Consider the following 15360-nt stretch of genomic DNA (forward strand, 5'->3'; position numbering starts at 1 on the left):
TATTTTTACGGGTTTATTATTAAAAAGTTAATACTTTATCAGCGGACAACGTCCACTCGGCCAGCTCAACCAGCGTACCAATTTCTACGCCATCAATCAGCGGCAGCCCGGTGATACCGCGCCCGTCGGTGCAGGTTTTGCACAGCTTCACCGGCACGTTTTGCGCGGTCAGGATCTCCAGCATCTGCTGAATGTTATAGCCCTCGGCCGGTTTTTGTCCCTTGAGCCCGGCGGTGACCGCGTCCGACATTAAAAAGAGGCGTAACGCGAGGTCACTCTCTTTTTCGCGCAGCGCAATGGCCAGGCGCAGGCTGTTAAAAAGCGATTCACTCCCGTAGGCCGCACCGTTGGCGACGATCACAATCTTCTGCATGTTGACTCCTGTTCTTATAAAGGCACGAATATTGCTTAATTTCCCGGAGTTTCGCTGTCCGGGAGAGTAAGCATGATATTAATGGCAGGCATTTCGCCAGGCGCTGCCGAATGGCTCACGCGCGCAAAGATGATGCGCCAGGAGCAGTTCAGCAAGCTGGCACAGCTGGGTGTGCTTGTGCACGGCATTAGCCAACTGGTGCACATGTTACAGTGCGAGCGCGGGGCGTCCAACGTCTGGCTCTGCTCACAGGGCAAGCTCTACGCCCCCGAATGCAAAGCCAGCCGGGCGCTGGTGGATGAAAACCTCGCTGCCCTTTACGGCATTCTTGAAACACAGTCGCCGATCCCAGGAAGTGCCGTCTGTGAACGCATCGGCGGCGCGCTCCTGAGCCTGGATACACTTCCCGCGCTGCGTGACGGTGTGATTCAGCAGACTGTAACGGCACCCCAGGCGATGGAACACTACTCCCGCATGCTTCGCCATCTGCTCAGTATCGTGCCGCAGCTTAATGACAGCATTGACGATCCGCAAATCGCAGGACGTTTTGTCGCGCTTTATAGCCTGATGCAGGGAAAAGAGCTGGCAGGACAGGAGCGGGCGCTGGGGGCGATTGGCTTCACGCAGGGTTTTTTCGATGATGTGACTCGTCAGAGGCTGGTTGACCGCATTGACGGGCAGCAGGCCTGCTTTGAGATCTTTCTCTCACACAGCTCCACTGACGTTCAGACCACCTTTTCAATGCACTGTCAGCCCGATCGTGAAACGGAGCAACTCCGGCGCGTGGCCTGTACCCGCCAGCCTGCCGCCGATAACGGCCTTACCGCACTGGCCTGGTTTGCTCTGCAAACCGCGCGCCTTGAGCATCTGCGCACGCTGGAGGAGACGATCATCGCCGATCTGATGGTCGCGGTGGACGAATGCATTCACCGTGACGATGAGTACGCGCTCCCCGGCGATGAACAGGATGATCCGCCGATCCGCTATCCGGAAAAACCGTTGCTTACCCTGGTTCGCCAGCAGGCGCGCGAGATAGAGCAGCTCTCACGTCAGCTTGCGTCGCTGCGCGATACGCTTGAAGAGCGCAAAATCATTGATAAAGCGAAGAGCGTGCTGATGACCCACCAGAATATGAGTGAGGAACAGGCCTGGACGGCGCTGCGCAAAATGGCGATGGACAAGAACCAAAGGATGGTGGATATCGCCCGCGCGCTGCTCATGGTGAAGAATGTATGGCAGGTAACACCAAAGGAGTAGCTGCACGGTCAGTGGGCATTTTATGCCTGTTTGCGGTGCGTAAAGGCGAGGGAAGAACGGTAAGCACCGCAAGAAACAGTGTGTTAAAACCTGGCATTCACTTTGCATTATCAGATTAACCATTTTTGACGATGCGCCAACGGCGGTGCATCCGTCTTCGGGATAAAGGCGTCCACTGGTGCTTCGGCACCGTGGGCGCTTTTTTTTGGTTTTTTTTCAGGAGTGGTCATGGCGGATTTGTCGAGACGGCGTTTTTTGCAGGCCAGCATGCTGGCGAGTGGTGCAATTCTGTTGCCGGGTGTCATGCAGGCCGCATGGGCGGCAGGCTCGGATAAACCGGAGCAGGAAACAGTGCGCATCGGGTTTATCCCGCTGACCGACTGTGCCCCGGTGGTTATCGCTGCGCTGAAAGGGTTTGATAAAAAATACGGTATTACCATCCTGCCCACCAAAGAGGCGAGTTGGGCGGCGGTGCGCGACAAGCTGGTGGCGGGCGAACTCGATGCCGCGCACATTCTTTACGGCCTGCTGTACGGACTGGAGCTAGGCATCGCTGGCAAGCCACAGCAGATGGCTAACCTGATGATCCTCAACCAGAACGGCCAGGCGATTACGCTCTCCAGCGATTTGGCAGAGAAGGGCGTTCGTGACCTTGACGGGCTGAAAAAGCTGATTGGGCAGCAGGCGCCTGGCACCTATACCTTCGCGCACACCTTCCCGACCGGGACGCACGCCATGTGGCTCTACTACTGGCTGGCCAGCGCGGGCATTCACCCCTTTGACGACGTGCGTACGGTGGTGGTGCCGCCGCCGCAGATGGTGATGAACATGCGCATTGGCAACATGGTCGGCTTTTGCGTCGGCGAGCCGTGGAACGCGCGTGCCATCAACGACCGCATCGGTTTTACCGCCGCCACGTCGCAGTCTATCTGGGCCGACCATCCGGAAAAAATCCTCGGTACGCGTCGCGACTGGGTGGAGAAAAATCCGCACACCGCCCGGGCGCTGGTGAGCGCAGTGCTGGAGGCGGCGCGCTGGATTGAGGCCTCCCCGGAAAACAAACGCGAAACCGCGCAGATCCTCTCCCGCCGGGCGTGGCTCAACTGCAAAGAGCAGTATCTCACCGGACGCATGCTCGGCGAGTACGACAACGGCCTGGGCCAGCGCTGGCAGGACGCGCACCCGATCCGCTTCTTCAACGAGGGGGCCGTCAGCTACCCGTATCACTCCGACGGCATGTGGTTCTTAACCCAGTTCCGCCGCTGGGGCTTGCTCAAAGCCGCCCCGGACTATACGGGCATCGCACAGCGCATTAACCAGACGGCGGTCTGGCAGGATGCAGCCACGGCGGTGGGGGGCATTACCACACCGACTTCACCACTACGCAGCAGCACATTGATGGACGGCACCGTCTGGAACGGTACCGACCCGGAAGGATACGCCAGCCGTTTCGCCATTCACCGTAAAGGGGCCTGATTATGCAGCATCTGCAAAAGACAAAATCACACGAGACGCCGGAGAGTGGAGAGGTGATTCTCCTGCCTCCGGTGCAGGTTCGCCGCCGTACGCCGACGTTTGTGCGTCGTATTAACGCGATCCTTCAGCGCATCATTCCGGCTTTTCTGGGGCTGGGACTGCTGGTGGTGCTCTGGCAGCTGGCGGCGATTAACAGCAAAGGTTTCCCGACGCCGCTCAGCACGCTCGATTCCGCTATTACCCTGTTTGCCGATCCGTTTTATCGCGACGGGCCAAACGACATGGGCATCGGCTGGAACGTGCTCGCCTCATTACAGCGCGTGGCGGTGGGGTTTGGCCTAGCCGCGTTCGCCGGGATCCCGCTTGGTTTCCTGATTGGCCGCTTCACCTTTTTTTCGCGCATGTTCGGCCCGCTGATCGCGCTGTTACGCCCGGTTAGCCCGCTGGCCTGGCTGCCCATCGGCCTGCTGCTGTTCCAGAAAGCGGAGCCCGCGTCGAGCTGGACCATTTTTATCTGCTCCATCTGGCCGATGGTGATCAACACCGCCGAAGGCGTGCGGTGTATTCCGCAGGACTACCTTAACGTCGCCCGGGTGCTGCAGCTTTCAGAGTGGACCATCATGCGCCGCATTCTCTTCCCGGCGGTGCTGCCCGCGGTGCTGACCGGGGTGCGCCTCTCTATTGGCATCGCCTGGCTGGTGATTGTCGCCGCCGAGATGCTGACCGGCGGTTTAGGGATCGGTTTCTGGATCTGGAACGAGTGGAACAATCTCAACGTCGAAAACATTCTCATCGCCATCGTCATCATTGGCGTGGTCGGGCTGCTGCTCGAGCAGGGGCTGATGCTGATCGCCCGTCGCTTTAGCTGGCAGGAAAAATAAGGAGCGAACATGAAACCATTAATCCAGGTCCAGGCCGTGAGCCAGCGTTTTTCCACCGCCAGCGGCGAATTTCTGGCGCTGCAGAACGTCTCCTTTGATATCCATGAGGGCGAAACCGTCAGCCTGATTGGGCACTCCGGCTGCGGTAAATCGACGCTGCTTAACCTTATCGCTGGGATCACGCTGCCGACGGAAGGCGGGCTGATTTGCGACAACCGCGAAATTGCCGGGCCGGGTCCGGAGCGCGCGGTGGTATTCCAGAACCATTCGCTGCTACCGTGGCTCACCTGCTTCGACAACGTGGCCCTGGCGGTAGATCACGTGTTTCGCCACAGCATGAGCAAGGCGGAGCGCCGGGAGTGGATTGAGCACAACCTCGACCGCGTACAGATGGGGCACGCCCTGCACAAGCGCCCGGGGGAGATCTCCGGCGGCATGAAGCAGCGCGTCGGGATTGCCCGCGCGCTGGCGATGAAGCCGAAAGTCCTGCTGATGGATGAACCCTTCGGCGCGCTGGATGCGCTGACGCGCGCCCATCTGCAGGACTCGGTGATGCAGATCCAGCAGGCGCTGAACACCACAATCGTGCTGATTACCCACGACGTGGACGAGGCGGTGCTGCTCTCCGATCGCGTGCTGATGATGACCAACGGCCCGGCGGCGACCGTCGGGGAGATCCTGCACGTTGACCTGCCGCGCCCGCGTAACCGGGTGCAGCTGGCTGACGACAGCCGCTATCACCACATGCGCCAGCAGATCCTGCATTTCCTCTATGAAAAGCAGCCGAAAGCGGCGTAGCGAGGGGGCTTTGATGCGACTGGTCATTATCGGAAATGGCATGGCGGCCACGCGGCTGATTGCCTCGCTCACCGGGCGTGCTGCCGATCGTTTCGCAATTACCGTCATCGGTGACGAGCCGGAGCATGCCTATAACCGCATCCAGCTTTCGCCGGTGCTGGGCGGTGAAAAAACGGCGGCGGGCATCAGTCTTCAGAATGACGACTGGTACCAGGAACGGGGCGTGACGGTGCTGCGGGGCGAAAAGGCGCTCGCCGTGAATGTGGACACGCGGGAAGTGCAAACCACCGTCCGCACGCTGGGCTGGGATGCGCTGGTGTTTGCCACCGGATCAACGCCCTTTGTTCCGCCAATTCCCGGCTGCGATGCGCCGCATGTCTTCACGTTCCGTACCCTTGAGGATATCCGGGCCATAGGGGCGATCGCCGGTCCGGTGGTAGTGCTGGGCGGCGGCGTGCTCGGGGTTGAGACGGCGGCAGCGCTGGCGCGCTCAGGGGACAACGTCATCCTTGTTCATCGCGGTCTGTGGCTGATGGAGCAGCAACTGGATGAGCAGGCGGGCGTGCTGCTGGAAGAGGCGCTGGCGGCGCGGGGCGTGCGCTGTGAGCTCGCCTCTGGCATCGCGGCGATTGACGGGAATAGCGTGACGCTGCTGAACGGACGCAGCGTCACCGCCGCGCGCGTGGTGCTGGCGACGGGCGTGCAGCCTAACGTCGTACTGGCGCAGGCCAGCGGCATTCGCTGCGCGCGCGGCATCGTGGTGGATCACCAAATGCAAACCTCCGTGCCGGACGTCTACGCCATTGGCGAATGCTGTGAAATTGACGACCAGACGTTTGGCCTGGTCGCCCCCTGTCTGGCGCAGGCGGATATCCTCGCCGCACGGCTGGCCGGAGACGTCACCGCGCCATTTGCCCTGACCGACAACGGCATGCACCTCAAGGTGACCGGCGTGGAGTTGTTCAGCCTTGGTCGCGCGGCAGAGCAGAAGGGCGATGTGGTCTGGAGCGCATGGGATCCGCTGACCCGTCACTATCGTCGTTTACTGATCCATCAGGGGGCGCTGGCTGGCGTGCTGCTGATGGGGGACTGCCGCAGCGCGGCGACATTTACCGAATTACTGGCAACGGCTGCGCCCGCGCACGCGGACTGGCTGTTCGATCGTTTCACTACGCAACCGCAGGTTGCAGGACAGCACGCTATGACAAAACCTACTCTGGTGGTGGTTGGGCACGGTATGGTCGGCCATCATTTCCTCGAAGATTGCGTGAACCGCAATCTGCATCAGCAGTATCAGATAGTTGTCTTTGGCGAGGAGCGCTATGCCGCCTACGACCGCGTGCATCTGTCGGAATATTTTGGCGGCCGTAGCGCGGCGTCGCTTTCGCTGGTGGAAGGGGATTTCTTTGCCGACAACGGCATTGAGCTGCGCCTGTCGCAGCAGATTGTCGCTATCGATCGTGACGCGCGCGTGGTGCGTACCGCCAGCGGGCATGAGATCCACTGGGATAAACTGGTGCTGGCGACCGGGTCCTATCCGTTTGTCCCACCGGTGTCGGGCCACGATCTACCGGGCTGTTTTGTTTATCGCACGCTTGACGATCTGGACAAGATTGCGGCGCATGCGGCGGGCTCACGCCGGGGTGTAGTGATTGGCGGCGGGCTGCTGGGGCTGGAGGCGGCGAATGCCCTGAAGCAGCTCGGGCTGGAAACTCACGTGGTGGAGTTTGCGCCCAATCTGATGGCGGTCCAGCTCGACAACGACGGCGCGGCGATGCTGCGCAAGAAAATTGAGGCGCTGGGCGTCGGCGTTCACACCAGTAAAGCGACAACGGAGATCGCCACGGCGGACGGCGGGCTGGTGTTGCGCTTTGCCGATGGCGAACAGCTTGAAACAGACATGGTGGTCTTTTCGGCAGGCATTCGTCCGCAGGACGCGCTGGCGCGCAGCAGCGGGCTGGCTATCGGCGAGCGCGGCGGGATCGGCATTGACGACCGCTGTCAGACCTCCGATCCGGACGTGCTGGCCATTGGTGAATGCGCCCTGTGGGAAGGGAAAATCTTCGGGCTGGTTGCGCCCGGCTACCAGATGGCGCGGGTGGCCGCCGCCGCGCTGGCGGGAGAGGAGAACATCTTCGCCGGCGCGGATATGAGCACCAAACTCAAGCTGCTGGGCGTGGACGTGGCCTCTTTCGGCGATGCTCACGGGCGCACGCCGGGGGCGCTGAGTTACCAGTGGACGCACGGCCCGCAGCAAATCTACAAGAAAATCGTGGTCAGCCACGACGGCAAAACGCTGCTCGGCGGTGTGCTGGTGGGTGATGCCAGTGAATACGCCACGCTGGTACAGATGATGCTCAACGGGATAGCCCTGCCAAAAGAGCCGGAAACGCTGATATTACCCGCGTCTTCAGGCAGTGCGCCAAAAGCGCTCGGCGTGGCAGCGCTGCCGGAAAGCGCACAAATCTGTTCGTGTCATAACGTCAGCAAAGGCGATATCTGTCAGGCGGTAAGTGCGGGCGCAACGGATATCGGCGCGATTAAGCAGTGCACCAAAGCGGCGACCGGCTGCGGAGGATGTAGCGCACTGGTGAAGCAGGTGATGGAGTTCCAGCTGGCGGCGCAGGGCGTGGAGGTGAAAAAGGACATCTGCGAACACTTCCCGTACTCGCGTCAGGAGATTTACCACCTCGTGCGCGTCAACCATATCCGCACCTTTGACCAGCTCATTAGCCGCTACGGTCAGGGACACGGGTGCGAAATTTGTAAGCCACTGGTGGGGTCAGTGCTCGCCTCCTGCTGGAACGAGTATCTGCTGAAACCGGCACACCTGCCGCTGCAGGACACCAACGACCGCTACTTCGCCAATATCCAGAAGGACGGTACTTACTCCATCGTACCGCGCATGCCTGCGGGAGAAGTGACCGCCGACGGGCTGATCGCCATCGGCCAGATTGCGAAACGCTACAGACTGTACAGCAAAATCACCGGCGGCCAGCGTATCGACCTGTTTGGCGCCACGCTCGAACAGCTGCCGGAGATCTGGCAGGCGCTGGTGGAAGCCGGATTTGAAACCGGGCACGCCTACGGTAAATCCCTGCGCACGGTGAAATCCTGCGTCGGGTCGACCTGGTGTCGCTACGGCGTGCAGGACTCCACCGGCCTCGCAGTCAGGCTCGAGCACCGTTACAAAGGCCTGCGCGCACCGCACAAAATCAAAATGGCGGTCTCAGGGTGTACCCGCGAATGCGCCGAGGCGCAGAGTAAAGACGTGGGGGTGATTGCCACCGATAAGGGGTGGAACCTCTACCTGTGCGGCAACGGCGGCATGAAGCCTCGCCATGCGGATCTCTTCGCCAGCGATCTCGATGATGACACGCTGATCCGCACCGTCGATCGATTCCTGATGTTCTACATCCGCACGGCGGATCGCCTGCAGCGCACCAGCACCTGGATGGACAACCTGGAAGGCGGTCTCGACTACCTTCGGGAGGTGATCCTCAACGATAGCCTGGGCATCGCCCACGAGCTGGAGCAGGAGATGGCCCGGGTGGTGGAGACCTACCAGTGCGAATGGCAAACCACGCTTAACGATCCGAACCGTCTGGCGCTGTTCCGCACGACGGTGAACGACATCACAGCGGATCAAGGTAAACGCTGGCAGGAAATCTGTGGCATCGACGATATCCCCGAGCAGGCGGGCATTGGCGCGCGGCTTGGGCGTAAGCCGATTGCGTTGTTCCGATTTGGCAAAACCGTCTATGCCCTTGACGACCGGGAGCCTGGCAGCAGCGCGAACGTGCTTTCCCGAGGCATTCTTGGCGATGCGGCGGGGGAGCCGGTGGTGATCTCTCCGCTCTACAAGCAGCGTATTCGCCTGCGCGACGGCTGTCAGGTGGAGAACGGCGAACCCGCGGTGCGCGCCTGGCCGGTCAAAATTGAGAACGGCAAGGTGTGGGTCGGTAATGATGCCCTGGTAATGCGTGCGGAGGCCTCATGACGGAAACCCGGACAACGTGTCCCTACTGCGGGGTCGGCTGCGGCGTGGTCGCCCGCGTGGACGGTGAAACGGTCAGCGTTCGGGGGGATGAAACCCATCCTGCGAACTTTGGCCGCTTGTGCGTGAAAGGATCGGCCCTGGGGGAAACAATGGGGTTACAGGGGCGATTGCTGCGCCCCGTTGTTGACGGTGCTGAGGTGGCCTGGGCGCAGGCGCTGGGAGCGGCAGGCGAGCGCCTCCAGGACATTATCGACAAATGGGGGCCGCAGGCGGTGGCGTTTTACGCGTCCGGGCAATTGCTTACCGAGGATTATTACGCCGCCAATAAGCTGATGAAAGGGTTTATCGGCGCGGCGAACATTGATACCAACTCCCGGCTCTGCATGTCATCGGCGGTCGTGGGCTACAAGCGCGCCTTTGGTGAAGATGTCGTGCCGTGCAGCTACGAGGATGTGGAAAACAGCGATCTGGTGGTGCTGGTGGGCTCAAACGCGGCCTGGACGCATCCGGTGCTGTATCAGCGCCTGGTACAGGCAAAGCACAACAATCCGGAGATGAAAGCGGTGGTCATCGATCCGCGCAGAACCGCCTCCTGTGATATTGCTGACCTGCATCTGGCGCTCACTCCCGGCAGCGACGCCGGGCTGTTCGTCGGTCTGCTCAATGTGATTCAGGGAACGGACGCGTGGCCGATATCCCGCGTGGCGGCGTTTTGCGGCCTCTCGCCGCAGGATATTGGTACGTTTTACGACTGGTTTATGACGGCGCCCAGGGCCATCACGCTCTACACCATGGGAATCAACCAGTCCTCCAGCGGCAGCGACAAATGCAGCGCCATCATTAACGTGCACCTTGCCAGCGGGAAATTTAACCGTCCGGGCTGCGGCCCGTTTTCGCTGACCGGACAGCCAAACGCGATGGGCGGAAGAGAGGTGGGCGGGCTGGCAAATCAGCTGGCGGCGCACATGAACTTTGAGCCGGACGATCTCTCGCGGGTGGCGCGTTTCTGGGGAACGGAACGGCTTGCGCAGACGCCGGGCTTGATGGCGGTGGAGCTGTTTGACGCCATTGCCCGCGGCGAGGTGAAGGCGGTGTGGATCATGGGCACCAATCCTGCCGTCTCGCTGCCGGACAGCCACGCGGTGTGTCAGGCGCTGGGGCGCTGCCCGCTGGTCATTGTCTCTGAGGTGATGAACGATACCGACACCAGCCGGTTTGCCCATATTCGCTTTCCGGCGCTGGCCTGGGGAGAGAAGGACGGTACGGTAACCAATTCCGAGCGACGCATTTCGCGCCAGCGCGCGTTTCTGCCCGCGCCCGGTGAGGCAAAGCCGGACTGGTGGATCGTCGCGCAGGTGGCGAAACGGCTGGGGCACGGCGACGCCTTTGCCTGGCAGCATCCCCACGAGATTTTTTGCGAGCATGCGGCGCTGACGGCCTTTGAAAATGACGGCGCGCGGGCCTTAAACCTTCACGACCTGGCTACGTTAACCCGTGAGGAGTGGGAGCGGCTTGAGCCCTGGCAGTGGCCTGGGGGGGATTTTCCGTGCCGAAACATTGTTCCCGTTGACCCACAGTCGCACGGTGCGACGGTCAGCGCGTTGTACCCGCTGATTCTCAACTCCGGGCGCATCCGCGATCAGTGGCATACCATGACGCGAACAGGATATGTGGCCAGACTCATGCAGCATATCGCCGAACCCTTTGTTGAGGTTTGCCCCACAGACGCCGTTCGGTTTTCCCTGTGCGGCGGCCAGCTGGCGCGCATCAGCTCGCCGCGCGGCGTCATGGTAGCAAGAGTGCGCATCAGCGACGCTCAGCGTGAAGGGAACGCTTTTGCCCCGATGCACTGGAACGCTGAGTTTGCCCGCCAGGGAAAGGTGAATGCACTGGTGGAAGGGCGCTGCGATCCGGTTTCGGGGCAGCCGGAGAGTAAACAAACCGCCGTCAGAATCCAGCCCTGGCAGCCCGCCTGGCAGGGAGAACTCTATGCCCGCGAAGGACTGGAAATGCCCTCTCCGGTTTACTGGTGGCGTAAAGCTTCGCGCCTGACGGTGGCGTGCGATAAACCGCTGCTGTCGTGGGTAATGGAATACGCCAGCGGCCGGGGCTGGCAACTGCAGGTTGCTCAGGCCGGTGAACGCAGCAGCGTGCTGGCCTGGTATGAAGGCCAGCTTATGCTGGGTTTCTGGGAAGGTACCGCGTTACCGGCGCTGGCGCATACGGTGATTGAAGCCGCTTTTCATTCACCACCCGTGCTGCCCGCAGAACGCCACGCCCTGTTGAACGGGCAGAGCGTCGGGAGGGCGACGGATCCGGGACGCATTATCTGTAGCTGTTTCAGCGTCGGGGAAGAGGCGATACGGGAGGCGATTGCCGGAGGGTGTGATTCCGTCACCGCGCTGGGGGCTAAGCTGCGCTGTGGTACGAACTGTGGTTCCTGCGTGCCGGAGCTGAAAGGGCTGTTTCAGGATAATCCTGAAATGTCCGCCAGGACTGCATTTCAGGGCTTATCGCGTTAACATAATAAGAGTTTATTCATAAACACAGGTTCTTATTGACGACGTTGATGGCTGTATCGTCCCGCATTCGTTTGCTGTTTTTACTCCCCCTTCTTACGGCCGGAGCCGTTAACGGTGCGCCGAATTCCTTTATGCATCAGGCGCAGCACCCCTTTGATAATAACGGGGACAGTCTGCCCGATCTCGGCATGGCGGCGCCCACCGGCGAAGGGGAAAAACATCTGGCCGAAATGGCGAAAGCCTTTGGTGAAGCCAGCATGACCGACAACGGGCTGACGACCGGCGAGCAGGCGCGTCAGTTTGCCTTTGGTCAGGTGCGCGACGCGGTAAGCGGGGAAGTGAACCAGCAGATTGAGTCCTGGCTGTCGCCTTGGGGAAACGCCAGCGTGAACCTGCTGGTGGATAACGACGGCAAATTTAACGGCAGCAGCGGGAGCTGGTTTATCCCGTGGAATGATACTAACCGCTACCTGAGCTGGAGTCAGCTTGGCCTGACGCAGCAGACGGATGGCCTGGTCAGCAATGCCGGAATCGGTCAGCGCTGGGTCGCCGGGAAGTGGCTGCTGGGCTACAACACCTTTTACGATAATCTTCTGGATGAAAACCTGCAGCGTGCCGGGCTGGGGGCGGAAGCGTGGGGGGAAAATCTGCGCCTGTCAGCGAACTATTATCAGCCCTTTGCCGGATGGCGTGCGCGATCTGACGTTCAGGAGCAGCGCATGGCGCGGGGATATGACGTGACCGCTAAAGCCTGGCTGCCGTGGTTTCATCATCTGAATACCAGCGTCAGCTTTGAGCAATATTTTGGCGATAACGTCGACCTGTTCAACAGCGGCACCGGCTACCACAACCCGGTTGCGGTCAATCTGGGGCTTAACTATACCCCCGTTCCGCTGGTGACGTTGACCGCCGGGCACAAGCAGGGCGAAAGCGGTGAGAGCCAGAATAACCTCGGACTGAAGCTCAACTATCGCTTTGGCGTGCCGCTGGCAAAGCAGCTATCCGCCGATGAGGTCGCCGCCACGCGATCCCTGCGCGGCAGCCGCTACGATTCACCGGAGCGCACCAGCCTGCCGGTGATGGAGTTCCGCCAGCGTAAAACGCTGTCCGTCTGGCTGGCCACGCCGCCGTGGGATCTGAAAGGGGGTGAGACCGTGATGCTGAAGCTGCAGGTTCGCAGCACGTACGGTATCCGTCAGATCCACTGGCAGGGGGATACGCAGGCACTGAGCCTGACGTCGCCGGCGAAAAGCAACAGCAGTGACGGCTGGAGCGTGATTATCCCTGCCTGGGATGATCGGGAAGGGGCGACAAACCGCTGGCACCTGTTGGCGGTGGTGGAAGATGAGAAAGGCCAGCGCGTCTCGTCCAATGAGATCACGCTGGCCGTGGTGCAGCCGCTGGTCGCACTGCCTGACGACGATCCGCGCTGGAAGCTGCTGCCGGAGGAGTAGTCCTTAGAAAATGCGTTCCTGATGCACCCACACGGCGGCTTCAACGCGGGATTTTAACTTCATTTTCTTCAGCATATGCTTCACGTGCACTTTGACCGTGCTTTCGGTGATATCCAGACGGCGGGCGATCATTTTGTTCGGCAGCCCCTGGGCAATCAATTTGAGAATGTCGCGCTCGCGCGGCGTGAGCTGGCTGACGTCACGGTCAGAGGTGGCGCGGTTGGCACGCAGGCTGGCGGCCAGGACCGGCGTTAAGGCTTCGCTGAGCACCATCTCGCCCGCCGCCGCCTGCTGCAGCGCCTTAAGCAGATCTTCCGGCTCCATGTCTTTCAGCAGATAGCCATCCGCACCGCGCTTCAGCGCCGTGACTACGTCCTCCTCATGGTTCGACACGCTAAAGACGACGATGCGTCCGGAAAGCGATTTTTCCCGCAGCTTGTCGAGAGTTTCCAGACCGTTCATGCCGGGCATATTCAGATCGAGCAGGATCAGATCGGGATCGAGGGATTCGGCAAGCTCAATGCCCTGTTCACCGTTACTGGCTTCTCCCACCACGGTGATATCGGGTGCCATGCTGACCAGCTGTTTCACGCCAGTACGCAGCATCGGATGGTCGTCGATCAACAGGATGGATGCCGGTTCCTGATTAGTCATGGGTTTCTCCTTGAGCAGTTGTGAGCGGTTTCTCGGGAATAAAGGTGACGACAACTTCCGTGCCGCCCGTTTCTCTCCGGCGAACCTGGCAATCACCGCGCAGGCTTTGAGCGCGGTCTCGCATAATGATTAAACCATAGTGGTTAGTGCGTTCGGCATTTTCCGGCACGCCGCGGCCGTTATCGTGAACCGTCAGTTTCACCTGATTATCGTGCTGGCTGACGGTGACCGTGACCGCCGTTGCTTCAGCGTGTTTAAGCACGTTGCTCAGCGCTTCGCGGGCGATCTGCAGTAGATGGATGGCCTGATGGGAGGGGACAAACCGCGGCGGCAGCTGATAATCCAGCTTCACCGGGAACCCCAGCCGGGCGCTAAATTCGTGACAGCTTGATTCCAGCGCCGGGCGCAGGCCCGGCTCGGTCAGCTGCAGGCGGAAGGTGGTCAGCAGCTCGCGCAGCTGCACCCAGGAGGTGTTCAGCTCGTTGCGGATCTGGCTGAGCAGCTGCTTGTTGCTTTCGGGCATCTCCGCATCCTGCATCTGCAGGCAGCTCACCTGCATTTTCATACAGGAGAGCGACTGGGCGATGGAGTCGTGCAGCTCGCGGGCGATGGTCGCGCGCTCTTCCATGACGATAAGCTGCTGCTGTTTTTCCTGATGCCTGTCGAGCGCCAGCGTGGCCGTCAGCTGTTCAACCAGCGTATCCACCAGTTGCTGCTGGTCGTGGCTCAGGTGGCGTCCGGTTGGCAGGGTGGCCAGCAGAATGCCGTACTGGGTGTGGCTGTCCGTCAGGCGCCACTTCAGGGTCGTGCCGCCGGAGGTCAGCGGCGGCAGGCCGCGAGGGCAAAGATGGCAGCCTTTGTCATCGCAGGACATATCGGACTGACAGGTAAATTCCTGGTGGTTCTCTTCGTCTTCCACATCGTAGACCCGTAGCTCCAGGTCACGCAGCAGGGTCAGATTTTGCAGGCCGTTTAGCACCGGCGAAAGGCGCTCACACAGCGGCACCTGCATGTGCAGCCGACGGTTGGCCTGCCAGAGGAAGGAGAGGATCTCGTTTTTCTGCTCCAGCCCGGCCGTTTTTTCCTGAACGCGCTGTTCCAGCACCGCGTAGCTCTCGGAGAGCTCTGCCGACATGGTATTGAGTGCCTGGCCGAGCATGGCCATCTCGTTGCGCCCGCTGATGTGCGTGCGCTGGGTAAAATCGCGTGCGGTCACCGCGCGGGCCATTGCCAGCAGCTGTTTCCAGGGATTTAACAGCCGCGCGCGGAGCCACACGATGGTGAAGATCAGCAGCAGGCCCATAAACAACGCCATGGCCCGGTGTACTATCACCACCCGGTCAATGCGTAATTCGGTCGTCTGGTCAAAAGCGGAGACCAGCGCATCAATGCGGGAGACAAACCCCGCCACGTCCTGGGCAACGGCTTCTGTACTGCGCGCCTGTTTCAGGCCGGGCTGCAGCTGGGTGTGCCAGTACCCCTGAAGGGCCTTAAGCTGGGACTGCTGGCCAGCGCGGATGGCGGCGTTTTCCAGCTCGGGGCTGAACGCCGTGCGCTCCATTTCATCGATTAAAGGCCGATCGTCCTGCGTCAGGGGAACCGCCGCCAGCAGGCGATAACTCTGCATGCGTAGTGAGCCTGCCTCGTTGATGGCATGCGCATTACCCTGTACCCCTTGTACCAGCCAGCCGGAGATCGCCATGCCGGTCACGCCGATGGCGGTGGACAGCAAAACAATCAGGGCGAGCTGATTCACGAGCGTTAGCGGAGATAAGCATCTTTTTAACATTGAGTGGGCGTGCTCCTGACGTGGCCTGCTTGCAGGAATGGCGCTATTCTGGTGCATACCCTGGAGTATACCCATACCAATAAAGGATTACCCCTAAATTGCCAACGGAGTAGGGGGCAAGAGGTGGGCGTTGCAGGGAATCGTCAGTGCCGTGAA

10 protein-coding genes are annotated in these 15360 nt (G+C 60.7%); 7 read left to right on the forward strand and 3 right to left on the reverse strand.

All coding sequences use genetic code 11. The features are described from left to right. Nucleotides 1-19: 19 nt before the first annotated feature. Nucleotides 20-373: a DsrE/DsrF/TusD sulfur relay family protein gene (locus ACMGGE_RS03850; protein WP_008499522.1), complete on the reverse strand. Its 354-nt coding sequence runs from the start codon at nt 371-373 to the stop codon at nt 20-22. Nucleotides 374-445: 72 nt separating this feature from the next. Here ACMGGE_RS03850 and nasR point away from each other — a divergent pair, with 72 nt between their 5' ends. The 7 genes from nasR (at nt 446) to ACMGGE_RS03885 (ending at nt 12761) form a co-directional block, all read left to right on the forward strand. Further along, nucleotides 446-1630, forward strand: a complete 1185-nt coding sequence (gene nasR, locus ACMGGE_RS03855; protein WP_045908983.1) for a nitrate regulatory protein NasR — start codon at nt 446-448, stop codon at nt 1628-1630. A gap of 228 nt (nt 1631-1858) precedes the next feature. After that, nucleotides 1859-3106 (forward strand): CmpA/NrtA family ABC transporter substrate-binding protein, encoded by a 1248-nt coding sequence (locus ACMGGE_RS03860; protein WP_420293374.1) that lies wholly within the window; start codon nt 1859-1861, stop codon nt 3104-3106. 2 nt (nt 3107-3108) lie between these two features. Next, complete coding sequence (gene ntrB / locus ACMGGE_RS03865) at nt 3109-3987, forward strand: nitrate ABC transporter permease (RefSeq protein ID WP_045908981.1); 879 nt, start codon at nt 3109-3111, stop codon at nt 3985-3987. Between the two features lie 9 nt (nt 3988-3996). Then, complete coding sequence (locus ACMGGE_RS03870) at nt 3997-4785, forward strand: ABC transporter ATP-binding protein (RefSeq protein ID WP_021240347.1); 789 nt, start codon at nt 3997-3999, stop codon at nt 4783-4785. Nucleotides 4786-4798: 13 nt separating this feature from the next. Continuing rightward, complete coding sequence (nirB, locus tag ACMGGE_RS03875) at nt 4799-8785, forward strand: nitrite reductase large subunit NirB (RefSeq protein ID WP_420293375.1); 3987 nt, start codon at nt 4799-4801, stop codon at nt 8783-8785. Further along, a complete protein-coding gene (locus ACMGGE_RS03880; RefSeq protein WP_262805119.1) occupies nt 8782-11307 on the forward strand; it encodes a nitrate reductase in 2526 nt (841 codons plus the stop codon). Before nirB ends, ACMGGE_RS03880 begins: the two co-directional genes overlap by 4 nt. A 47-nt stretch (nt 11308-11354) precedes the next feature. Next, entirely contained in the window at nt 11355-12761 is a 1407-nt protein-coding gene (locus tag ACMGGE_RS03885; protein ID WP_420293376.1) for a YchO/YchP family invasin, read from the forward strand. A 3-nt stretch (nt 12762-12764) separates the two neighbouring features. Here ACMGGE_RS03885 and narL read toward each other — a convergent pair whose 3' ends face one another. Together narL and narX are read right to left on the reverse strand one after the other, a co-directional pair. Continuing rightward, entirely contained in the window at nt 12765-13415 is a 651-nt protein-coding gene (gene narL, locus ACMGGE_RS03890; RefSeq protein WP_008499531.1) for a two-component system response regulator NarL, read from the reverse strand. Next, nucleotides 13408-15204 (reverse strand): nitrate/nitrite two-component system sensor histidine kinase NarX, encoded by a 1797-nt coding sequence (gene narX / locus ACMGGE_RS03895; protein WP_048223642.1) that lies wholly within the window; start codon nt 15202-15204, stop codon nt 13408-13410. The genes narL and narX overlap by 8 nt, the downstream gene beginning before the upstream one ends. Nucleotides 15205-15360 lie beyond the last annotated feature (156 nt).

The sequence above is a fragment of the Enterobacter sp. BNK-22 genome (assembly GCF_048684805.1).
GTDB lineage: Bacteria > Pseudomonadota > Gammaproteobacteria > Enterobacterales > Enterobacteriaceae > Enterobacter > Enterobacter quasiroggenkampii.

What these genes read in the sequence shown, in the direction of transcription:
- nirB (WP_420293375.1), top strand. Translation starts at nt 4,799, where the DNA reads ATGCGACTGGTCATTATCGGAAATGGCATGGCGGCCACGCGGCTGATT.
- ACMGGE_RS03880 (WP_262805119.1), top strand. Translation starts at nt 8,782, where the DNA reads ATGACGGAAACCCGGACAACGTGTCCCTACTGCGGGGTCGGCTGCGGC.
- ntrB (WP_045908981.1), top strand. Translation starts at nt 3,109, where the DNA reads ATGCAGCATCTGCAAAAGACAAAATCACACGAGACGCCGGAGAGTGGA.
- ACMGGE_RS03860 (WP_420293374.1), top strand. Translation starts at nt 1,859, where the DNA reads ATGGCGGATTTGTCGAGACGGCGTTTTTTGCAGGCCAGCATGCTGGCG.
- ACMGGE_RS03885 (WP_420293376.1), top strand. Translation starts at nt 11,355, where the DNA reads ATGGCTGTATCGTCCCGCATTCGTTTGCTGTTTTTACTCCCCCTTCTT.
- narX (WP_048223642.1), bottom strand. Translation starts at nt 15,204, where the DNA reads ATGTTAAAAAGATGCTTATCTCCGCTAACGCTCGTGAATCAGCTCGCC.
- nasR (WP_045908983.1), top strand. Translation starts at nt 446, where the DNA reads ATGATATTAATGGCAGGCATTTCGCCAGGCGCTGCCGAATGGCTCACG.
- narL (WP_008499531.1), bottom strand. Translation starts at nt 13,415, where the DNA reads ATGACTAATCAGGAACCGGCATCCATCCTGTTGATCGACGACCATCCG.
- ACMGGE_RS03870 (WP_021240347.1), top strand. Translation starts at nt 3,997, where the DNA reads ATGAAACCATTAATCCAGGTCCAGGCCGTGAGCCAGCGTTTTTCCACC.
- ACMGGE_RS03850 (WP_008499522.1), bottom strand. Translation starts at nt 373, where the DNA reads ATGCAGAAGATTGTGATCGTCGCCAACGGTGCGGCCTACGGGAGTGAA.